Source organism: Paenimyroides aestuarii (genome assembly GCF_024628805.1).
Lineage (GTDB): Bacteria > Bacteroidota > Bacteroidia > Flavobacteriales > Flavobacteriaceae > Flavobacterium > Flavobacterium aestuarii_A.
Window position 1 is genome coordinate 2,429,714 of the sequence record NZ_CP102382.1, and the last position, 22,678, is coordinate 2,452,391.

Here is a 22,678-nt window from a genome sequence, read left to right on the forward strand (position 1 = left end):
AATAATGAGTAGTTTATTAACAAGTAACGATGCAATTGCATTAGAAGAAAAATACGGAGCGCACAATTACCATCCGCTTCCGGTAGTACTTACAAAAGGTGAAGGTGTTTATGTTTGGGATGTAGAAGGAAAAAAATACTACGATTTTTTGTCGGCCTATTCGGCAGTAAACCAAGGGCACTGCCATCCAAAATTGGTGGAAGCAATTAACAAACAAGCACAACAACTTACACTTACTTCACGTGCTTTTTACAACGATAAATTAGGCGTTTACGAAGAAAAAATCACCAAATTATTTGGTTTTGATAAAGTATTGCCAATGAATTCGGGTGCTGAGGCTGTGGAAACAGCAATTAAGTTGACCCGCAAATGGGCTTACGAAGTAAAAAATATACAAGAAGAAGAAGCGGTGATTATTGTATGTGAAAATAATTTTCACGGACGAACAACTACTATTATTTCTTTTTCAAACGATCACAACGCACGTAAAAACTATGGCCCTTATACCGAAGGTTTTGTGCGTATTCCATATAATGATATCAATGCGTTAAAAGCAGTAATCACCAATAAAAACGTAGCAGGATTTTTAGTAGAGCCTATTCAAGGCGAAGCAGGTGTTTTTGTTCCTGATAGTGGTTATTTATCGGCTGCATTTGAATTGTGTAAACAAAACAATGTGCTGTTTATTGCCGATGAAGTGCAAACAGGAATTGCGCGTACAGGAAAAATGTTAGCAGTTGACCATGAAAACATTAAGCCCGATGTGTTGATTTTAGGAAAAGCATTGTCTGGCGGAATGTATCCGGTTTCGGCGGTTTTGGCTGATGATGCAGTTATGAACGTGATTAAACCAGGTCAGCATGGATCTACCTTCGGCGGAAACCCAATGGCAGCAGCTGTTGCAATGGCAGCTTTGGATATTGTGAAAGAAGAAAAGTTAGCAGAAAATGCAGAAGCGTTAGGGAATTTATTCCGTGAAAAATTGAACGATTATATTCAAACATCAAACATTTGTTCATTGGTTCGTGGAAAAGGTTTGCTGAACGCTATTTTAATTAACGACAGTGAAGACAGCGACACCGCTTGGAATATTTGCTTGCGACTACGCGACAACGGATTGCTTGCAAAACCAACTCATGGAAACATTATCCGTTTTGCACCACCATTGGTTATGAACGAAGAACAATTGCTTGATTGCGTTAGAATTATCACAGAAACTTTGAAAGAGTTTGAAAAATAAAAGAGGCATGTTGCCTCTTTTTTTTTATCTCAAAACTTTATGTTTTTCTACCGGTTTAGACGGATCAAAATGATAGCGATAGGTTCGTAATTTTCTGCTTAAATTGGCTCCTAAGCTTTTGGCTACATTAATCATTTTTGGGTTAAAATCACCAATCCATTGCATTTCATAATCGGTGTAACCTCTTTGTTGTCTGATTACTTTCTGACCTTCGATAATCATGAAGTTATCAACGCCTTTTCCTTGCCATTCGGGTACAACTCCAAAAGCAATTCCAATAACACGCTTGCTTTTTTGAAAGGTTTTATACCATAAAAATTTAATTTTTTCTAGCAAACCAAACTTACCGTTTAAATGTTTAAAATATTGATTAAGGTCTGGTAAGTTCAGCCAAAAAGCTACAGGTTGCTCTTTATAATACACAAACCACACAATTTTTGGATCAATTACGGGTTTCATGGTTTTAAAAATGAGTTTGCCTTGGGAAAGCGGCATATCTTTTCCTCCGCCATGACTTGCCCATGCTTTGTTGTAAATTGTTACAAAGTCGGCTACATATTTATCTAAATTGTTTAGCTTTAAATGTTCGGCTTTAAAAGCAGAATCTTTTGCAATATTGGCATGTCGATCATACAATTTAGACTGCAATTGCTGATTAAAGGGTAGGGAATAACACTCTTGGTTAAAATAGGTTTTAAAACCATAGTTTTCGAATAATTCCACATAATATGGAAAATTGTAATTCATATTATAAAGAGGCTCATGAAAACCTTCTACTAATAATCCCCACCATTGATCGCGTTCCCCAAAATTTATAGGACCGTCCATGGTTTCCATACCGTTTTCTTCCAACCATTTTTTGGCCTGATTAAACAAATGATTGGCTGCTTTTTGATCATTGATACATTCAAAAAAACCAAAACCGCCCACCGGATTTTTTCCTTCATATTTTGGGTTTATGAAAGCGGCTATTCGTCCTATTATTTCATCGTTTCCATTGAAAAGCACCCAGCGAATGGCTTTTCCACCACGCTTAAATAATTTATTTTTTTCGGTATCAAAAACTTTTTCGATATCTTGGTCTAGCGGGTGAATCCAATTTTTGTCGTGGGCATAAAGCTTTGCCGGAAAGTTTAAAAACTGTCGGCGTGTTTTGCTATTTTTTACTTCAACTGTGTACATGGGCATCAATAAGAAAACAAATGTAATAAAAGTTTGTTAGGGTTAAAAATCGGGTGGCAACTCAAAACACATTTTTTCATTTCGTACGGGATGATGAAATTCTAACATATTGGCATGCAAATACAATCGATCGGCTTTTGTTCCATACAAATCATCGCCTTTGATGGGTGCATTTAAACCTAAATTATGTGCTGAATGAACACGTAATTGGTGTGTGCGACCTGTTATGGGAACATATTGAATGCGTGTGGTTTTCTCATTTTGTTCTAATACTTTAAATGTTGTAACTCCCATTTTTCCATAATCGAAACAAACAACTTGTCGCGGGCGATCATCTAAATCAACACGTAAAGGCAATTCAATCGTTCCCGACTTGTTTTGCACCACTCCGTCTAGCAAAGCAATATAGCTTTTTTTAACACGGCGTTTTATGAATTGTTTTTGTAAATTTTCGTGTATTTCTTTGTTTTTTGCCAGCACCATTAAACCCGATGTGGACATATCTAATCGATGCACAATTAAAGGTCCGGTAGCTTGTGGATATCTTTTTTTAATGCGTTCATAAACTGAATCGCTGATGTTGATGCCCGGAACCGATAAAAATTCTGCGGGTTTATTCACAATTACCAAATAAGCATCATCATAAACGATTTCTAACTCTTTTCCTGCAGCGGGATTTTGCAAAAAAGGATTTTCTTCAACCTTTAAACCTTGCATCATGTGAGCCAAAATGGGTTCGCACTTACCCCAACACGATGGATAAAATTGTTTGTGTTTCCGCACTTCGGATTTAGGCGGTACTCCCCACCAAAATTCGGCCAATGCAATAGGCTTTAATTGATGTTGAAAAGCATATTGAAACAATTTGGGCGCACAACATTCACCAGCACCGGCAGGAGGTTGGGAGTGAAGTGCTGTTTTAAAAATAGCTACTAATGATTTTTCTTTGTTATGGGCATTTAAAAAAGTGTAATTGTTAAAAAGCCAATGCTGTAAGGCGTTTGATTGGGCTTTTCGCTGCTCTTTCAAATGATTTATTTTATCTTGAAAACCAGCTATTTGATTGCTTATTTCATTTTCCTTAGATTGATAGTTTGCTGTTAACACTCTTAGCAAGTGTTTTTCATGCAAACTTTGTTTGATTAAATCGGCTTCAATTAACTGAAACTCTTCCGCAGTTGCAGTTTCTTTATAAGCAATTCGCTTTTGCTTGCGTTGCTCTTTATGAAGTTTCATTTGTTTTTTATATGCTTCTATTTCAGTTTGCGCTGCATTTTTTATAGCAACTAATTGTTTTTTAAGAAGTTGTAATTCTTCATTATTCTCAAAAGCATCAATTTGACGGTTGAGTGCATTCAATTTTTCTTCTTCTTTTAAAAAATATCCATCGTTTTTAAGCATATCAAAAACCGGAGGTACGAAAAATGCAACCGAATTGCTGTTTGCCAGCTTTCCTGAATAAGCGGCCAAAAAACCAATTTCATCATCTTTTTGAACCACTAAAACACCAAACATTTTTCCAATTGGCGCTAGTTCAGAATGATTATTTAAACCAAAATTATGATTCAAATTTTCATTTTTCTCTAAAAAAAGCTGTACCTGCTTTGCAGCTATCTCGCACAACGGATGCACATTGTAATAAAACGGAAAGTTTAGTTTTTCAGGAAGAGGTATATGCGAAACATCTTCGGTAAACGAAATAAAACAACTTGTATTTTGTTTTTTTGCTGTTGTCATATACAAAGTATTAATGTCTGAAAAGTACAACTTTTTGCGTTTATTATTAAATCACTGCAAAGGCAATTAGCTGTATATTTGCATACAAAATTAATAAGAAATGTCTTACGTTAATAAAGTTTTAAAGGGAACTTGTCCAAAATGCGGGCAAACCAAAGTGTTTAAAAAGAAAGGAAATCCGTTTTTGTTTTCAATGCCCGTTATGAACGAGCGTTGTGCAAATTGTAACTATTCGTTTCACCGTGAACCTGGTTTTTATTTTGGCGGTATGTATATGAGCTATGCGTTGACTGTTGCAGAAATGGTAGCCGTTTTTGTGTTGGGTTTATTATTTAAACTAAACTTTTTCAGCATTTTTATTGCCGTTGTGGTTGTAATTATTTTGCTATCTACTTTTAATTACCGCATGTCGCGTTTAATGTGGTTGAATTTATTTTACAAAAACGATCAAGAAGAATAGTTAATCTTTGCCTTGTTGAAAAGGTAATTAACGGTCTAGTTGATATTGCTTTTTAAAATCGGATGCCTTGATTCCCGTGTTTTTTTTAAACAAACGCGAAAAATAGGTATAATCGTTAAAACCGAGTTTTAAAGCAATTTCGTTTAAGGTTAAATCGGTATAAAGCAACTGTCTTTTTGCTTCTAAAATTACACGTTCGGTGATAATTTGCGTAGTGGTTTTTTGAGTAACAGATTGCACAATACGGTTTAAATGTTTTTGAGTAATATTCAATAAATCAGCATATTGTGATGCCGATTTGTTTTCTTTAAAATGCAAATCTACCAATTTTTCAAAGTTTGAAAACAAAGTTTGATAATGTTTTAAATGGGTTAGGTTTATGGGGTTTTGTTTTTCGTGAAACCGGTTCAAATGAATATACATTTGGGTAAGATAAGCCACCATCAACTGTTTGTTTTTCAATTGTTGATTGGTGGTTTCGTTAATAATTTGCTCGAACAAAGTCTGAATATGCTTGCTTTGATATTCGTTTAAGTAAATACATTTTTCAGAGAAGTTCGATTCAAAAAACGGAAAATCTTTAATGGAATCATTCAAATAAATCATTTCGTAAAAATCTTCTGAATGAAAGAAAATAAATCCATCGGCATCATCAGACAATTCCCATGAATGCGTTTGTCCGGGATAAAGAAAAAAAACCGAACCTGCCTTTACATCATATCTATTAAAATCAATCTCGTGTGTGCCGGTGCCTTTGGTGAATAAAAAAACGGCATAAAAATTATGCCTATGTGGTTTTTCAATCCGCGAATGATGCAACTGCAAGTGGTTTGCAATGGTATTGGTGTAAAATGAATTGGGACTATTTGTTGTTTTAAAATCGTTAATTTTTAACAGTGTAATTTCAGACATGTTAAATATTTTGTGTAATTAATTATAAATCAATAACTTTGAATCATTACAAAACAGAACTTTGTATTTCATATTTATTTTTTTAAGATTGCTTAGACCTACTGGGCAATCTTTTTTTGGCGATGAATCCAAATAGATAGGTATAAATATACTTATTTTTTCTTTAAGAATACTTATACCGCTTCATAGCATATTTATGTAATTTTCACTACATTTATTGCAAATTGCTACGACATGAAACTTTCTAAACCAATAAAAACAATAGGAATTGTTGCTATAAGCCTTCTCTTGCTTGCCCTTATTGCAAACATCGTCATAAATTTACTTATAAAAAACCAGCTTCCTGCGATTATCAATAAGCAAAACGATACAGCTTATGATTTAACTTACGAAGACCTAAGTTTTTCGATTTTTAATAACAGTATTTCGATTGAAAATGCAGCAATAACACCTAAAAAGCAGCGCAATATTAAGAAAGATATTGATTTCTATGGAAAAATTGAACGAATCAGCGTGACCGGTGTCAATTTTTTTGAATTGATAAAAGATAAAAATTTAAAAGCTTATACCATTTCGGTGATTGGTCCGGATTTAACAGTTATAAAACCACAAGAACGTGACACTTTAAAAAGCACCTCCAAACTTACTTCGGTTATTGATATTGATAAAATTAGCGTAGAAAAAGCTCATTTGCGTATGGTAGATGCTGCAAACGATACGCTTTTTCACGAAGTTTTTAATTTTAATGCAGAAATAAACGGAATTCATATGGGCGAATATACGGCGCAAAAAGACATTCCGTTTACTTATACCGATTACACCTTTAAAATCGATTCGCTTTACAGCAGGGTCAACGATTTGCAGATGGTGAAATCTGAAGAAATTGCAATTGATAAAGACCAAATTTCGGTTACAAATTTTAGAATGCTTCCTTTTAAATCTTCCAAAGAATTCAAGCAAAACGACTTGCAATCAAGCACCCGACTTTTAGTGGAAGTTCCCAAGTTGCATTTAAAAAATACCGATTGGGGATATGAAGGTTTTGACTTGTTTGTAAATGTTCACACTATTGAAATCGATGCTATAAAGGTGCATATCTTAGATCAAAAAGACCAAAAAACGGTTCAAAATGAATTGCCAGATAATTCAAAAAGCAATCAATCGCTTATTCCTTTTAAGCTGGATATTAACGAAATACACATCAATAAATCGGTTTTTAATTCTTTGGAATCATTTATGGTGAACAACGTAAATATCAAAATAAAAAAACTTTCAAACCGAGTAAACCAGCAACTTTCTATTGATGAATTTCAGTTGAATAATCCCAAATTTGTACATATTCCTAAGAAAAATCCTTCAAAAAAGTCAAACAATAACAATGAATTGAACGATTTGGTTTTTATTAAAAAAGTAACCGTAAACAATGCCCACTACACATTAAAAGAGCCTTCAGGCGCTGCCGATAAATTAAGTGTTGAAAAATTTAATTTATCATTAAATAATATTCGGGTGGATGATGAAACACTGGCACAAAAAGTTCCGTTTACCTATGAAAATCCTTTGCTAACCACAGGAAAAATTGATTTTGATACCAATGGAATCTACAAAATACAGGCGCAATCTACCAAAATTCAACAAAAAAATGCATCGGTTACTCATTTTAAATTGATACCTAAGATTTCAAAAGCGCAGCATAAAGCCCAACTAAAATACGCCCAAGATTATTACAATGTTTCGGTTAACAACTTGTTGCTCCATAATTTTACGTGGGGATTTGATGCCCAAGAAGCATTTTTTATTAAATTTAACGAAGTGGTGCTCAACAATATGGATGCTACAATTTATCGCGATGTTTCCGTTCCGCTCAACCCAGAGGAAAATCACTTGTACAGTTACAGATTGCGAAATGTAGAATTTCCGTTTGAAGTAGCCACTTTAAAAATTAAAAATTCTAAGCTTTCTTATTCAGAAGACACCCAAAACACAACCAGTCCGGGCAAGCTCAGTTTTAGTGATTTTAACCTTACTGCTAAAAATCTTTATAGTGGTTACAAGCGTTCATCAGGACCCAAAACACAAATAAACGTGCGTACAAAATTCATGCAACAAGGAGATTTGGTGGCAAGTTGGCAATTTGACATCATGGATCGATCAGAACGATTCAATATCAATGGCGATTTAAAGAATTTTCCTGCCACAGCTATGAATCCGTTCTTGAAACCTTATTTAAATGTGCAGGCCAACGGAACAATTGACCACATGGCTTTTAACTTCAGCGGAAACAACAATACCGCAAACGGACATTATGCTATGGATTTCAACAATCTGAAAATGAAGCTGTTTAATAAAGAAAACAAAGAACGGAAACTGTTAACGGCAGCTGCCAATTTGGTGGTGCGAACTGATACCGATGGATTTAAAAAAGTAGCAATAAAACCTGTGGACCGCATCAAAGAAAAATCGTTCTTTAATTATTTGTGGCAATGTATTATGCAAGGGCTAAAGCAAACGGTTATTTAAAAATGTGTTTTATCTTTACAAAAAATCCTGATTAAAATGAAAACAATACTAATTACGGGCGCTAGTTCAGGAATTGGCTATGCGACTGCCAAAAAATTAGCTGCAGGCAACCGATTGATACTTTGTGGAAGACGAGTGGAACGTTTGCAAAAACTACAAACCGAGCTTGCCGATACACCTACTTTAATACTAACATTTGATGTGTCCCAAAAAGAAGAAGTTTTTAATGCTTTTGATACAATTCCTGTTGAATGGCAAAACATCGATGTATTGATTAACAATGCCGGAAATGCACATGGTTTGGCAAGTTTTCAAGATGCCGATTTAGATGACTTAGACGCTATGATAAACAGCAACGTTAAAGGATTGATTTATGTAACCAAAGCATGTTTGCCTTTTATTAAAAATTCTAGTGAAGCACATATTGTCAACATTTCATCGATTGCCGGCAAGCAAGTATATGCAAACGGCGGAACATATTGTGCATCAAAATGGGCGGTTGAAGCCCTTACAAAAGGTATGCGATTAGATTTTCTTCCTTTGGGAATAAAAGTCACCGGAATTGCACCCGGAGCCGTTGAAACAGAATTTTCTTTGGTTCGATTTAAAGGAAATGAAGCTATTGCAAATAAAGTCTATCAAGGCTACCAACCACTAAAAGCTGAAGATATAGCGGAAACCATTGCTTTTGCAGTAAATCAACCGAAACATGTTCAAGTTGCCGATATAACCATTTTACCCCAAACACAAGCCGATGCCACAACGATTTTGAAGCAGGTTGATGAATAATCTAATTAAAAATAATTTATAATGATTTTATTTTCAAGTTGTTAAAAAATTCTTTCACTATTAGTTCTTTTTGTGTTATTTTTATTAATTCTAAATTAATATATTTGCGCCAAATTTTAATAGTCATGAAAAGAGGCGTATTACTTACTTTTACAACGTTTAGTTTTTATTTAACAACAGCTCAGGAAGTTACACAACCAATTGATTCTGTTCAATTAGAAGAAATGGTCATCATTACAGATGCAGAAATTGGAAGCAAATTTAAATCGAAAAATCAAACGGGTTCTAATTACTTTATTTCACCCGAAGAATTAAGTCGATTTAATTATAGTGATGTAAATAGAATATTACAAAGTGTGCCAGGTGTTGCTATCGTTGATGAAGAAGGTTTTGGGCATCGTCCCAGCATTGGTATTCGTGGAACAGCACCTACAAGAACTTCTAAAATCACATTGATGGAAGATGGTGTGCTTATTTCCCCGGCGCCTTATATTGCCCCGGCAGCTTATTATTTTCCTACAACAAACCGTATTCATGCTTTTGAAATTTTAAAAGGAAGCAGTCAAATACAGTATGGTCCATTTACCACAGGTGGTGCAGTAAATTTGATTTCTACGCAAATACCAAAATATTTTAAAGGAAAAGCTCTGTTGAATTATGGCAGTTTTAACACCCGAAATGCCTATTTTAACTTTGGTGATTCTAATGAAAATTTTGGGTATGTGGTTGAATACAATAATCGTTCGTCTGACGGTTTTAAAAAGATTGATTACAGCAATACCAACACCGGATTTTCTGGAAATGATTATTTAGCAAAATTTAGAGTAAATACTAATAAGAATGCTGCGGTATATCAATCATTAACATTCAAATTGCAATATTCTAAAGAAGGTGCCAATGAAACCTATTTAGGGCTAACCGATCAAGATTTTAAAGCAAATCCTAACAGAAGGTATTTGGCATCAGAAAACGATCATATTGCCACAGAGCATTTTCAATTAATGGCTACGCACCTTATCAAACCATCTAAAAATATTAATATAACTACAAAAGCTTATAGAAATAACTTTAAGCGTAATTGGTACAAATTGCAAGATGTTTTTTTAAATAATGAAAGTTTTTCTCTAGCAAATATTTTAAAAAGTCCAACTGAATATCAAGATGCGTATGATGTATTGACAGCCAATACAAATGGCGGAGAAAATTCATTAAGATACCGTGCCAATAACAGATCTTATACCACAACAGGTATTCAAACGGTTGCGAATTTTAATTTTAATGGAAGCCAAATAAAGCACGATTTGGATTTAGGGATTAGATACCATGAAGAAAGTGAAGATCGTTTTCATTGGACAGATGGCTACCAAATTCAAGATGAAAAATTATTGAAAACATCTGCCGGAGTTCCGGGGACGCAAACCAATTTATTGACTACCGGTTATGCTTTTTCAACCTTTGCACTTTATAATGTTACATTAAATAATCTAAAGTTAACTCCTGGTATTCGCTACGAAAGTATGAAATTTACAAGTAGAAATTTTGGTACAAACAATACCGAAAGAATACCAAATGAAAATATTGTAGTAAATCAAAACACCGCAAATGTCTTTATTCCTGGAATAAGTGCTTTGTACAATTTCAATGAAAAATTAGCTGCTTTTACAAGTATTCATAAAGGATTTGCACCTCCAGGGGTTAAAGAAGGTCAAAAACCTGAAGAAAGTGTAAATTTTGAATTAGGTACGCGATTTAATAAAAATAATTTTTCATCGGAAGTGGTTTTCTTTAATAATTCCTACACAAATATGCTTGGTGCAGATACAAATGCAGCGGGTGGTACAGGAGAAGGTAATTTATTCAATGCCGGAAAAGCAACAGTTGCTGGTTTAGAAGTTTTATTAAGCTATGTAATCACCAATAGCAACCAAGTAAATATTCCTTTAACATTTAATTACACCTATACCAAAACGCAATTAAAAAGCAACTTTAACAGCAGCGTTGAAGCTTGGGGAAATGTATCAATAGGCGATGAAATACCTTATATCCCTAAACATGCATTATCGGCAAGTGCGGGAGTAGAGTACAAAAAAATGAAAGCCTATCTTAATGCACGTTACAATGGCGACATCAGAACACAAGCAGGTCAGGGAACTATTGCACCAGAAAATAAAATTGATGGGTTTCTTGTGTTCGATTTTTCTGCAAGCTATGAAATAAACAAATACTTAACACTAAAATCACAAATATTAAATGTGTTGAATAACCAATATGCGGTTGCAAGAGTGCCTTCTGGATTAAGACCGGGAATGCCTTTTGCAATCAATGCAGGTGTGTTATTTAATTTTTAAAAGCCAGTAATTAATCATTTATTTTAAGGTTTCGGATCTATTCGAAACCTTTTATTTTTATAAAAATAAAATAATCTTTTGGGAACATTTTTTTTAAATGTAAATTTGCAAAACAACACACAAAAATATGAATTCAGATAATAGCACCAATCGTTATGCACAGCGCGGGGTATCTGCCCAAAAAGAAGATGTGCACAACGCTATAAAAAACATTGATAAAGGATTATTTCCCAAGGCATTTTGCAAAATTGTTCCCGATTATTTAACCAATGACGAGGAATATTGCTTAATCATGCATGCCGATGGCGCTGGAACAAAATCGTCTTTGGCTTATTTGTATTGGAAAGAAACCGGCGATTTATCTGTTTGGAAAGGCATTGCACAAGATGCTTTAATTATGAATATCGATGATTTGTTGTGTGTAGGTGCCACAGACAATATCATGTTATCTTCAACAATTGGTAGAAACAAAAACTTGGTTCCTGGCGAAGTTATCTCGGCTATCATCAACGGAACGGAAGAACTAATCGAAGATTTAAAAAAATTCGGGGTTACCATTCATTCAACTGGTGGCGAAACGGCAGATGTGGGCGATGTGGTTCGAACAATTATTGTAGATTCCACTGTTACAGCTCGAATGAAACGCAGCCATGTAATTGATAATGCCCATATTCAACCAGGAGATGTGATTGTTGGGTTGGAATCATTTGGGCAAGCAACCTACGAAAAAGAATACAACGGTGGAATGGGTAGTAATGGATTAACATCTGCTCGTCATGATGTTTTTGCACACTATCTGGCAGAAAATTATCCGGAAAGTTTTGATCCGTCTGTTCCAAAAGATTTGATTTATTCGGGTGCTAAAAAATTAACCGATGAAGTGGAAGGAGCTCCCGTAAATGCAGGAAAATTAGTCCTTTCACCTACGCGAACCTACGCACCCATTATCAAAGAAATTTTAGCAAAATACACCGCACAAGATATTCATGGAATGGTGCATTGTTCAGGTGGTGCACAAACAAAAATTTTACATTTTGTTGATAAAGTGCACGTTATTAAAGATAATTTGTTCGATGTTCCCCCTTTGTTTAAGTTGATACAAGAGCAATCGCAAACCGGTTGGAAAGAAATGTATCAAGTTTTTAACTGTGGCCATAGAATGGAATTGTATGTGAACCCAGAAATTGCCGAAGAAATCATTGCCATTTCAAAGTCGTTTAATGTAAATGCACAAATTGTAGGTAGGGTAGAAGCATCTGAAAACAAAAAATTAACCATACAATCTAATTTCGGAACGTTTGAATACGAATAATTTCAAGCTAATGGCAATTGATTACGGCGGAAAACGAACCGGAATTGCCGTAACCGATGAAATGCAAATCATTGCATCGGGTTTAACAACTGTTGAAACAAAAAATATTTTTCCGTTTTTGGAAAACTATTTTAAAACCGAAAAAGTTGCAAAAATAATAGTTGGCGAACCAAAACGCATGAACAATGAGGCGTCAAGTATCGGAGCTGAAATTAATCAATTTGTAGAAAAATTAGCTAACTTGTATCCGCAAATTGAAATCATTAGAATGGATGAGCGTTTTACATCCAAAATTGCATTTCAAACAATGATTGACAGCGGATTAAAGAAAAAGCAACGCCAAAATAAAGCATTGGTTGACGAAATTGCAGCGACCATTTTGTTGCAAGATTATATGAACAGCAACCGCTAATAGAACACACAACAAAAGTTTAAAATAATAGATCATTTTAAAATGTCAACAAACAAAGGTACAGAAAGCGACATCGTATTAATTGGTGCTGGAATCATGAGTGCTACGCTTGGATTATTGTTAAAAGAATTAAATCCCGATGCCACCATCGAGATTTTTGAGCGTTTAGACAGTGCTGCTCAAGAAAGTTCTGATGCCATGAACAATGCCGGAACCGGTCATGCAGCTTTTTGTGAATTGAACTATACACCCGAAAAAAATGGAGTGATTGATACAACAAAAGCTTTGAATATTTGCGAACAGTTTGAAGAATCGCGTCAGTTTTGGTCGTATCTTGTTCGAAAAAACATTATTCAATCACCTAAAACGTTTGTGAATTCGGTGCCGCACATGAGTTTTGTTTGGGGCGATGCAAATGTAAACTTCCTTCAAAAAAGATACCAAGCTTTAAAGAAAGAACCTCTTTTTGAAGCAATGGAATACAGCGAAGAAAAAGCAACCATTAAAGAATGGGCACCGCTTATCATGCAAAATCGCAGTGAAAACGACAAAGTTGCCGCAACGTATATGAATTTGGGAACCGATGTGAATTTTGGTGAATTAACCCGCAGAATGATTAAGCATCAGGTAAACCAAAACGGTGTAAGTGTTACTTTTAATACCGAGGTTTATGATTTAAAACGCACAAAAGATGGTAAATGGAACATCTTTGTTAAAGATATAAAAACTGGAAAACAACGTACCATAACAGCAAAATTTGTATTTATTGGTGCAGGTGGTGCTTCTATTTTATTATTAAAAAAATCGGGAATTCCCGAAGGAAAACACTACGGCGGATTTCCAGTTTCTGGTCAATGGTTGGTTTGCGAAGACGAGCAATTGGCAGAACAGCATTTTGCAAAAGTTTACGGATTGGCATCTGTTGGTGCACCACCCATGTCGGTTCCACACTTAGATACACGTTTTGTAAACGGTAAAAAATCATTACTTTTTGGGCCATATGCAGGTTTTTCAACCAAATTTTTAAAAACCGGATCGTATTGGGATTTGTTCAAATCTATTTCAACTGGGAACATCGGAACGATGGTTGGTGCTGGCTTAGACAATATGGCGTTAACTAAATATTTGATTTCTGAAGTTTTGGCTTCACCTGAAAAAAAGCTGGCATCATTAAAACAATATTTTCCTAATGCAAAACAAGAAAATTGGCGATTAGAAATTGCAGGACAGCGTGTGCAAACCATGAAGCGCGATAAAAACGGTAAAGCAGAATTGGCTTTTGGAACTGAAGTGGTGAATGCTGCAGATGGTAGTTTGGCGGTTTTATTGGGTGCTTCACCAGGAGCTTCTACAACTGTAACTATTATGCTGCAATTGATTGAAAAATGTTTCCCGAATGAATTCAAATCTCCAGAGTGGCAGGCAAAATTCAAAGAAATGATTCCTTCGTTTGGATTAAAACTAAACGATCATCCTGAATTATTAAAAGAGTTAAGAGCAGAAACTTCTAAAACGTTAGAATTGAAGTATTAATAGATTTATCTAATATATAATTTACAGCATTTTTGTCATTCCATAGGAATCTAAAAGATGATTTCAGGATGATATATAAATTAAAAATAATAATAACGACCGACTAATTATTGGTCGTTATTTTTTTACAAATGACCACTATTTTATCATTATTTAAATCAGTCGTAAAAAAAGCGTATAAATCGCCACCGTCTTTAATTTTATGCTTTTTGCGGATTTCTTCTACTTTTAAAGGGAAATTTCGAGTGGTAATATTACACTTTGTATTTTCTAAAAACTTAATGTCTTTTTTATTGTAAGGAACAATTTGTTCAATTTTAAAAGATCTTCCCGGAAAATCGATCAATTCATTTGAAGTATATAAATGTGAATGTTTATGCAACTTTTGCACCTTAAATTTTGCGGCAATACTATTGTAAGATCCCAATTTAAGATAACTGCTGAACGGTTCATACAGATAGTTTAACGGAAGCGACAACTGCGAATTGGAATCGTCATTTAAAGAAAAAACATCTTGATGAATTCTTCCATCGTTTGAGATGTTAACTGCGATCAAATCAGGTTCTTCTGTAAAATCTCTCTGCAGAACAATTAAAAGCTCTTTCACTTCGTTTTGTAAACCAATCGCATAAATTGCTTTCACATTGCTTAATTCGTTTAATATAGACGAAATGTCAAGTAACGGAGCGACTTTAATTAAAATATGCTCTGATTTTTCAAAAAGAAATTCCTGCAATTCAACTACATTAGGTGTGCAATCTTTCAGAAGAAAAACTTTGGTTTTCTTGTCGTCTCTTCGAGCAGGATCGATATAAATCCAATCGAAATTTTCTGTAGATTGTTCAAGATGAGAAATACTATCGCCAGAAATAGTTTCGATATTTTCCACATTCAAGACCCTAAAATTATGTTGAACAATTGCTGATAAATCTTCTTGAAATTCACAATGAACGACCTTTTTAAATCGCTTTGCAAAATAAAAAGCATCCACACCAAAACCACCAGTTAAGTCGATTAGTTTTTCTCCTGAAACTAATTCGCTTTTAAACTTTGCCAAGGCTTCCGATGAAGTTTGTTCGATAGATAATGTGTTGGGAAAAACAATATCATTATTTGCAAACCAAGTGGGTAATTTCTTTTCGGCTTTCTGTTTTGCTTGTATTTGATTTAAAACCCACGACCATTCATAAGCAACAAACGGATTTTTTTTTAAAGCTAAAGTATTAATGTTTTGCTTTAAATTATCGTTTATAAATTGTTTTAAATCAGTTGGTAATATCATAAAATAAAACTAATTATTTGCTAAAACAAATGTATGGCAACCAACAATTGCAGCGGTTTCGGTACGCAAACGGGTGTTTCCTAAAGCAACGGGTAAATAACCATTTGCTAGTGCTTTATTAATTTCGTTGGTAGAAAAATCGCCTTCGGGACCAATTAACAACGTGTAATGCTGCTGTTTTTCAATGCGGTCTTTTAATTCCACTTTATCGGTTTCTTCACAATGTGCAATAAATTTTTGTCCGCTGATTTCTTTCGATAAAAAGTCAGTTAGTTTTACAGGCTCGTTTAAAACAGGCAGATACATTTGGTTTGATTGTTTCATGGCACTGACCAAAATTTTATCAAAACGTTCGGTTTTAATAATTTTTCTTTCGGAGTGATCGCAAATAATCGGTGTGATTTCATCCACACCAATCTCGGTAGCTTTCTCTAAAAACCATTCGTATCGATCGTTCATTTTAGTGGGTGCAACCACCATGTGAATTCGAAAATTTTTTGCTTCTGTAAATTGCGATTCCTTTATTGTAACCACACATTTTTTTTCTGATGCTAAAATAATTTCACAAACAAATAAAAAACCTTTTCCGTTGGTAATGTGTAAAATAGAACCTTCTGATTTACGTAAAACTTTAACAATATGTTTACTTTCTTCTTTATCAAAAGTGAACTCATTTGTTTCATTGTCTATGTGCGGAGCGTAAAATAACTGCATTTTAATGATCAAATATTATTTTTAAAAGCTTTTAACTTTTCTCGTTGAATTCTTTTAAGTTGTTTTTTAGATTTATCTGTAAAAAGATGTCTTGACTTCACATATTCTTCACTTTTAATCCAAAGTAAATATCTTTCTTTAAAATCAGATAAACTTGTTTCATGTATATAAGGCAAATAATATTCAATTATGTTAGCATTTCCTTGACAAAATTCCATAAGGCAATTCTGAAGTAAAGTCAATCTGTAATAATTCATTCCATCTATTCTATCTGCAATAATGATTGCGATTTCGCCAATAGTCAAATATCTTTCCAAACAATCAGAATACACTTTAGTTTTATTAGAGTCCAAGAAATATTCTGATAATATCTCTGCAGCTTTCCAATCATAACTTAATAAAATTTTACCCGCGTTTGTGTTTACTATCTCTCGTGAATGTTTAACTAAAGATATTTCTTTCAGTAATGAATATACTTCAACATTAGTTTGTGAAAAACTATTTAATTTCAAAAACAAAAAAAGTAATATAAAAATGTTCTTCATAATTTACATGTAAGATTTGAAGATTAGCTTTTTAAAACTCTAATCTTGCTTTAGAAACCACTTCGTCATCACTCAAAATTCCTAAACGATATTTGTGATAACCCACAATGCCAATCATTGCGGCATTATCAGTGGTATATTCAAATTTTGGTATAAAAGTTTTCCAGCCGTATTTGGTTTCGGTTTCTTTTAAGGCTTTGCGAATCCCCGAATTTGCTGAGACACCACCGCCAATTGCAATCTGTGTAATTCCAGTTTGTTCCACAGCCATTTTAATTTTATCCATTAAAATTTTAATGATGATGTGTTGTACAGATGCACAAATATCATCGATGTTTTCTTTGATAAAGTTCGGATTTTTCTGAACTTCTTTCTGTATAAAATATAAAATCTGTGTTTTTAAACCCGAGAAACTAAAATTTAATCCGTCAACTTTTGGTTTGGTAAATCTGTATGCTTTTGGATTTCCGTTTTGGGCATGTTTGTCAATCAAAGGACCACCAGGATAAGGAAAACCTAATATTTTAGCGGTTTTGTCATACGCTTCGCCAACAGCATCATCAGTTGTTTCGCCTAAAATTTCCATATCAACAAACGAATTCACTTTTACAATCTGTGTATGTCCGCCGCTAATGGTCATTGCCAAAAAGGGAAAGGTAGGCTTGTCATAGCCTTCCTCATCAATAAAATGAGCCAAAATATGCGCGTGCATGTGGTTTACGGCTATTAACGGAATGTTCAAAGCCATGCTCAACGATTTTGCAAACGAACCACCTACTAACAAAGAGCCCATTAAACCTGGACCTTGTGTAAAAGCAATCGCGCTTAAATCGGTTTTTTGTATGCCTGCTTTTTTCAAAGCAATAGCAACCACTGGAACAATATTTTGTTGGTGTGCACGCGATGCCAATTCTGGAATTACACCACCATACAACTCATGAATTTCCTGCTTTGCCACCACATTGCTCAACACACTCTCATTGCACAATACAGCCGCCCCAGTGTCATCGCACGAACTTTCTATCGCTAATATGTAGTTTTTGTTTTTCATTTTAAAAAAAATGGTACAGTTTATGCGTAAAAGAGTATAAATTGCACATAAACTTTATATAAATTAATTATTTTTGTTTCAATTTTAATAAGCAAATTTAAAACAAATACAGCTATCAAAAAACTTTTTAAAATACTGTTTGCATTGTTGTTGGGTGTGGCACTGGTTTTTATATTGGTGGCAGTTATCATTACCACCCCAATTGTTCAAACAGAACTGGCGCATTACGCCACCAAGCGCATCAACGAACAGTTCAACATCCGAACATCTATCGGGCAAGTTGCTGTGCAGTTAGATGGAAATGTACTTTTAAAGCAGATACACGTTCTAGATGACCGAAATAACGATTTAGCTTACATTGACCGACTTTATACGAATATTACTGATTTCAAGCAACTTACAGAAGGTAAATTGTTGTTTGGAAGTACCGAACTGCAAGATGTAAAATTTTATATCCACAAATACAAAGGCGATTCGCTTACCAATTTAGATAAATTTATTGCCGTTTTTGATGACGGAAAGCCTGGAAAAGGTACTTTTTTGATGAAAATTGATCATTTAGACCTAACAAATGGTCATTTTAAAATTACCGATGATCATACCGGCAACACTCCAATTGATTTCAAAGAAATGAACGGTTCTTTAAATAATTTACTTATTAAAGGGCCAAATATTACAGCAGATATCACCAACTTGGCTTTAAAAGACAAAAGAGGTATTTATATTAAAGATTTGGTTACCACTTTTTCAATGACCAAAACTTCGATGGATCTAAAACCTTTTGCAATTGAAACCGAAGAATCTTACATTAAAGGGAATATTGCGATGCGCTATGCCGAAGGTGATTTAAAATATTTCACTGAAAAGGTAAATTTGGCCATTGATCTGAATAAATCTAAAATTGCTACTAACGATTTAAAGTATTTTTATAAAGAATTCGGAACTGATAATACACTGTATATCAACACAAAAGCAACCGGTACTTTAAATAATATTAAGTTGGCAAACACCCAGTTGTCTGATAAATTAGGTTCAGAAATTATTGGCAATTTTGCCTTAAAAAACCTTTTTGTAAAGAAAAATCCGTTTCGGGTGGAAGCAAATTTGAATCGCATGAATATTATGCGTTCAAATGCTGTGGCACTGCTTCCAAATATTTTAGGAAAATCGTTGCCAGTAGAATTAGAAAAGTTGGGATTGCTGAATATGCAAGGCTTTGTGGCGTATGAAAATTTTTATGTGGATGCAGATGTCGAAGCCATTACAAATCTCGGTTTTGCCAAAGCCGATGTGGAATTGTGGAACGTTAACCAAAAGCAAAACGCTACCTATAAAGGCACTATTTCGCTTGATAACTTTGATATTGGAGGATTAATTGCAAACGAAAAAATGGGAACGGCAACGCTTACAGCAAGTGTTGATGGTAAAAGTTTCGATCCGGAATCTTTCAACACAATCATCAAAAGCCAGGTGCAGCAGTTTACCTTCAACAATTATGTTTATAAAGATATTACAATCGACGGAAGTCTGAAACTACCCGCATATACTGGAACTTTGGTTAGTAACGATCCAAATGCGTTGTTGAATTTTAATGGCACTTTAGATTTATCAAAAGATAAAACGGCGGTTGATTTTAAAGCTGATGTGCAACATTTGAATATGAATGCTTTGCATATTGTTAAAGATTCTTTGGGTGTTTTTAACGGACATTTTGAACTAGCAGGAACGGGCGAAAACTTGGATACTTTTGAAGGAACCATTCTTGCCGAGAACGCCACTTACACCAACGCAAACGCTACCTATATCTTTGATCACATTTTGGTGAAATCATCCTTTGAACCTAATAATATCCGCCAAATTGATATAGAATCCTCCGATATTGTAAACGGATTTATTCGCGGAAATTTTAAATTCAACCAGTTAAAAGGAATTGTAGAAAATTCGCTAGGAAGCTTGTACCAAAACTATTCTCCTAATCCCATTGCAACAAATTCATATATTGAATACGACTTGCAATTTCAAAACAAAATTATCGATTTATTAGTTCCGAAGCTCGAAATTGCAAATGAAACGTCTTTTTCTGGTAAAATTACTGCAGATACCGGTGAATTTATCTTAAACATGAATGCGCCGTTTGTAAAATACGACAACAATAAATTCAGTAATATTCAAATCGATATTAACAGTTTGCGCGAAAATCAGAATGCATTTATCGCTATTGATACTATTGATTTAAAGTTTTACAAAGCATACGATTTTGTGCTGAACAATGCCAAGAAAAACGATACGCTTTATGCCGATACAAAATTTAAAGGAGGAACAGAAGCGGCTGATAACTACTACCTAAATTTTTACCACACCATAAACGAAGAAAATAAATCGGTTGTGGGCATCCAAAAATCTGAAATTCAGTTTAAAGAATCTGTTTGGTTTTTAAATGAATTCAACAATAATAAAAACCGTATTATTTTTAATAAAGAAATCAATGATTTTGAAATAGAAGATATTGAACTTTCTCATAAAGATCAAACGGTTTTATTAAATGGAAGCATGCATGGCAAGAATTATAAAGATTTAGAGCTGGATTTTAAAAATGTGGAATTAGATAAAATCACCCCCGATCTAAATAATTTAACTTTTGCAGGTTTGATTAATGGAACTGTTTCTTTTGTGCAAGAGGATCAAATTTTTAAGCCAAAATCAAAAATAACTGTTGAAGATTTAGAAATAAACGAAGTGTTGCTGGGATTGTTCAATTTTGAGGTGGTGGGCGATGAATCACTCCAAAATTTTAATGTAAGATCGAATATAGTAAACGATTTCACCGAGAATTTTTATATGAACGGAGCCATTTCTGTTACAAAAGGCAAAAGCCGTTTAAACCTTGACGCAGGTTTTAATAAATTCAATCTAAAAGCAATCGCACCGTTTTTATCTTCGATCATGAGTGATGTTCGTGGCGATGCTTCTGGGCGGGCAACCATTCAAGGCACACACACAAATCCTGATATCGAAGGAAAATTATATCTATCAAATGCCGGAATGCGTCCTGTTTTTACTGGTGTTGATTATGTTTTTGATGAAAATGCGCCGTTAGATGTAACCGAAAGCCAATTCATCCTTCGAAACGTAAACATCACCGATTCTAAACATAAAACAAAAGGTTTGCTGAATGGAACCATTTCACACAACAAATTAAAAAATTGGAACATTGATGCACGTTTGTCTTCCAATAATCTTTTGGCTTTAGATAGTGATTACAAGGAAGGAACTCCGTATTATGGAACTGCATTTATCGATGGTATCGCCTCTATATTAGGTCCTGTAGAAAATTTAGTAGTGACAATTGAAGCAAAATCAAACAAGGGCACCAATATTAAAATTCCTTTAGACGATGCAGGTGGTTTGGGCGATAACAACTTTGTACATTTTTTATCTCCTCAGGAAAAAGCAGACCGTTTAAAAGGCATCAACACATCGCTTACCAATACGCGTTTTGGAGGAGTGCAGCTTAATTTTGAATTTTATATAACGCCCGATGCCGAAATTGAAATTTTATTAGACCGCGATTCAGGTCATGGAATGAAAGGCAACGGTGCTGGTTTTATAACAATGGAAATCAATACTTTGGGGCGATTTAATATGTGGGGCGATTTTCAGGTGTACAACGGAGAATACAATTTTAAATACGGCGGAATTATTGATAAAAAGCTCGATGTGGTGAAATACGGAACCATTCGTTGGGACGGCGAACCATTAAATGCCATTTTAGATTTGCAAGCTGTATATAGAACCCAAGCAAACCCAGGAATTATTGTAGAAAGTTCAGAAATCAACCGCAAAATTGATACAAAGGTAACCATTGCCCTACAAGGAAATCTAAGCACTCCGGAAATCGATTTCTTGATTGATTTTCCGAATGTAAGTTCCAGTATAAAATCGGAAATTGAATACCGCTTGGCAGATAAAGACACGCGCGAAACCCAAGCAATGGCATTGCTTGCTACGGGCGGGTTTATTGCAGCAGGTACAGGCGGAAGCGCTGTTTACGGAAGTTTATTTGAACGTGCAAGTAGTTTGTTCGATGATTTATTTTCAGACGATGAAGGCAAGTTTCGGGTGGGGTTAAATTATTCCCAAACCGAAGTGAATCCAAACCGAGATGTAGATAATCTATCTGCGCGAGTTGGTGTTACTTTTTCTACCCAAATTAGCGATCGCATTTTGGTAAATAGTAAGTTAGGTGTACCTGTTGGTGGTCGTGAAGAAAACGTGATTGTGGGCGATGTGGAAGTGCAACTTTTGCTAAACGATGACGGTTCTCTAAGAGCAAGAGTTTTTAATCGCGAAAACGAGATCAACTATATTGGGGAAGGAATTGGCTACAAGCAAGGTGTTGGGTTAACATACGAAGTAGATTTTAATACATTTAAAGAATTAATCAAAAAAATCTTAGTAAATGCCAATAAAAAGAGTCAAAACAAGAAAAAGAAAACAGACAATGAAAACTTTCCGGAAGATGATGATTACGGTATTGAATTTTTAAAATTTCAGGAAAAAAGAAGAGAAGATACCACCGAAGAAAATAATAAAAAGCCAGAACCAAATTGATTCTGGCTTTTTCAATTTTTTTTGTATCTT

At 34.4% G+C, this 22,678-nt stretch carries 16 protein-coding genes; 9 read left to right on the forward strand and 7 right to left on the reverse strand.

The genetic code is table 11. The annotated features are described in order from the left end of the window. The first annotated feature begins 4 nt into the window (after positions 1-4). On the forward strand, positions 5-1,240 hold the full coding sequence (rocD, locus tag NPX36_RS11805; RefSeq protein ID WP_257498914.1) for an ornithine--oxo-acid transaminase: 1,236 nt from the start codon (positions 5-7) through the stop codon (positions 1,238-1,240). 24 nt (positions 1,241-1,264) lie between these two features. Here the strand turns inward: rocD and NPX36_RS11810 are convergent, their stop codons facing one another. Beyond that, on the reverse strand, positions 1,265-2,422 hold the full coding sequence (locus tag NPX36_RS11810) for a hypothetical protein (RefSeq protein ID WP_257498915.1): 1,158 nt from the start codon (positions 2,420-2,422) through the stop codon (positions 1,265-1,267). 42 nt (positions 2,423-2,464) lie between these two features. After that, entirely contained in the window at positions 2,465-4,159 is a 1,695-nt protein-coding gene (locus NPX36_RS11815; protein ID WP_257498917.1) for an RluA family pseudouridine synthase, read from the reverse strand. 100 nt (positions 4,160-4,259) lie between these two features. Between NPX36_RS11815 and NPX36_RS11820 the strand changes: the two genes are divergently transcribed. Continuing rightward, entirely contained in the window at positions 4,260-4,619 is a 360-nt protein-coding gene (locus NPX36_RS11820) for a DUF983 domain-containing protein (RefSeq protein ID WP_257498918.1), read from the forward strand. Positions 4,620-4,646: 27 nt separating this feature from the next. Here the strand turns inward: NPX36_RS11820 and NPX36_RS11825 are convergent, their stop codons facing one another. Then, complete coding sequence (locus NPX36_RS11825) at positions 4,647-5,531, reverse strand: AraC family transcriptional regulator (RefSeq protein ID WP_257498920.1); 885 nt, start codon at positions 5,529-5,531, stop codon at positions 4,647-4,649. Between the two features lie 234 nt (positions 5,532-5,765). Between NPX36_RS11825 and NPX36_RS11830 the strand changes: the two genes are divergently transcribed. From NPX36_RS11830 to mqo, 6 genes are all read left to right on the forward strand, one after another. Next, a complete protein-coding gene (locus tag NPX36_RS11830; protein ID WP_257498921.1) occupies positions 5,766-8,051 on the forward strand; it encodes a DUF748 domain-containing protein in 2,286 nt (761 codons plus the stop codon). 36 nt (positions 8,052-8,087) lie between these two features. Continuing rightward, complete coding sequence (locus NPX36_RS11835; RefSeq protein ID WP_257498923.1) at positions 8,088-8,840, forward strand: SDR family NAD(P)-dependent oxidoreductase; 753 nt, start codon at positions 8,088-8,090, stop codon at positions 8,838-8,840. A 125-nt stretch (positions 8,841-8,965) separates the two neighbouring features. Then, positions 8,966-11,188, forward strand: a complete 2,223-nt coding sequence (locus NPX36_RS11840) for a TonB-dependent receptor family protein (protein ID WP_257498924.1) — start codon at positions 8,966-8,968, stop codon at positions 11,186-11,188. Between the two features lie 127 nt (positions 11,189-11,315). Then, complete coding sequence (locus NPX36_RS11845) at positions 11,316-12,500, forward strand: AIR synthase related protein (RefSeq protein WP_257498925.1); 1,185 nt, start codon at positions 11,316-11,318, stop codon at positions 12,498-12,500. A 10-nt stretch (positions 12,501-12,510) separates the two neighbouring features. Continuing rightward, positions 12,511-12,912 carry a Holliday junction resolvase RuvX gene (ruvX, locus tag NPX36_RS11850; protein WP_257498926.1) on the forward strand — a complete coding sequence of 134 codons (402 nt, stop codon included), beginning with the start codon at positions 12,511-12,513 and terminating at the stop codon, positions 12,910-12,912. Between the two features lie 42 nt (positions 12,913-12,954). Then, on the forward strand, positions 12,955-14,445 hold the full coding sequence (gene mqo, locus NPX36_RS11855; RefSeq protein WP_257498927.1) for a malate dehydrogenase (quinone): 1,491 nt from the start codon (positions 12,955-12,957) through the stop codon (positions 14,443-14,445). A gap of 103 nt (positions 14,446-14,548) precedes the next feature. Here the strand turns inward: mqo and NPX36_RS11860 are convergent, their stop codons facing one another. The 4 genes from NPX36_RS11860 to tsaD are packed head-to-tail and all read right to left on the reverse strand — an operon-like array spanning position 14,549 to position 18,037. Further along, positions 14,549-15,727: a class I SAM-dependent methyltransferase gene (locus NPX36_RS11860; RefSeq protein ID WP_257498928.1), complete on the reverse strand. Its 1,179-nt coding sequence runs from the start codon at positions 15,725-15,727 to the stop codon at positions 14,549-14,551. Positions 15,728-15,736: 9 nt separating this feature from the next. After that, positions 15,737-16,441, reverse strand: coding sequence for a 16S rRNA (uracil(1498)-N(3))-methyltransferase (locus NPX36_RS11865; RefSeq protein WP_257498929.1), 705 nt, complete (start codon positions 16,439-16,441; stop codon positions 15,737-15,739). 8 nt (positions 16,442-16,449) lie between these two features. Continuing rightward, positions 16,450-16,986, reverse strand: coding sequence for a hypothetical protein (locus NPX36_RS11870; protein ID WP_257498930.1), 537 nt, complete (start codon positions 16,984-16,986; stop codon positions 16,450-16,452). Between the two features lie 31 nt (positions 16,987-17,017). Next, positions 17,018-18,037 carry a tRNA (adenosine(37)-N6)-threonylcarbamoyltransferase complex transferase subunit TsaD gene (tsaD, locus tag NPX36_RS11875; RefSeq protein ID WP_257498932.1) on the reverse strand — a complete coding sequence of 340 codons (1,020 nt, stop codon included), beginning with the start codon at positions 18,035-18,037 and terminating at the stop codon, positions 17,018-17,020. 156 nt (positions 18,038-18,193) lie between these two features. Here tsaD and NPX36_RS11880 point away from each other — a divergent pair, with 156 nt between their 5' ends. Further along, the gene (locus tag NPX36_RS11880) at positions 18,194-22,648 is read left to right on the forward strand and encodes a translocation/assembly module TamB domain-containing protein (RefSeq protein ID WP_257498933.1); all 4,455 of its coding nucleotides are present in this window, start codon (positions 18,194-18,196) and stop codon (positions 22,646-22,648) included. Positions 22,649-22,678 lie beyond the last annotated feature (30 nt).

Coding starts and splice junctions, on each gene's coding strand:
- NPX36_RS11810 (WP_257498915.1), bottom strand. CDS start 2,422: ATGTACACAGTTGAAGTAAAAAATAGCAAAACACGCCGACAGTTTTTA.
- NPX36_RS11840 (WP_257498924.1), top strand. CDS start 8,966: ATGAAAAGAGGCGTATTACTTACTTTTACAACGTTTAGTTTTTATTTA.
- NPX36_RS11830 (WP_257498921.1), top strand. CDS start 5,766: ATGAAACTTTCTAAACCAATAAAAACAATAGGAATTGTTGCTATAAGC.
- mqo (WP_257498927.1), top strand. CDS start 12,955: ATGTCAACAAACAAAGGTACAGAAAGCGACATCGTATTAATTGGTGCT.
- ruvX (WP_257498926.1), top strand. CDS start 12,511: ATGGCAATTGATTACGGCGGAAAACGAACCGGAATTGCCGTAACCGAT.
- NPX36_RS11870 (WP_257498930.1), bottom strand. CDS start 16,986: ATGAAGAACATTTTTATATTACTTTTTTTGTTTTTGAAATTAAATAGT.
- NPX36_RS11865 (WP_257498929.1), bottom strand. CDS start 16,441: ATGCAGTTATTTTACGCTCCGCACATAGACAATGAAACAAATGAGTTC.
- NPX36_RS11820 (WP_257498918.1), top strand. CDS start 4,260: ATGTCTTACGTTAATAAAGTTTTAAAGGGAACTTGTCCAAAATGCGGG.
- NPX36_RS11860 (WP_257498928.1), bottom strand. CDS start 15,727: ATGATATTACCAACTGATTTAAAACAATTTATAAACGATAATTTAAAG.
- tsaD (WP_257498932.1), bottom strand. CDS start 18,037: ATGAAAAACAAAAACTACATATTAGCGATAGAAAGTTCGTGCGATGAC.
- NPX36_RS11835 (WP_257498923.1), top strand. CDS start 8,088: ATGAAAACAATACTAATTACGGGCGCTAGTTCAGGAATTGGCTATGCG.
- rocD (WP_257498914.1), top strand. CDS start 5: ATGAGTAGTTTATTAACAAGTAACGATGCAATTGCATTAGAAGAAAAA.
- NPX36_RS11825 (WP_257498920.1), bottom strand. CDS start 5,531: ATGTCTGAAATTACACTGTTAAAAATTAACGATTTTAAAACAACAAAT.
- NPX36_RS11845 (WP_257498925.1), top strand. CDS start 11,316: ATGAATTCAGATAATAGCACCAATCGTTATGCACAGCGCGGGGTATCT.
- NPX36_RS11815 (WP_257498917.1), bottom strand. CDS start 4,159: ATGACAACAGCAAAAAAACAAAATACAAGTTGTTTTATTTCGTTTACC.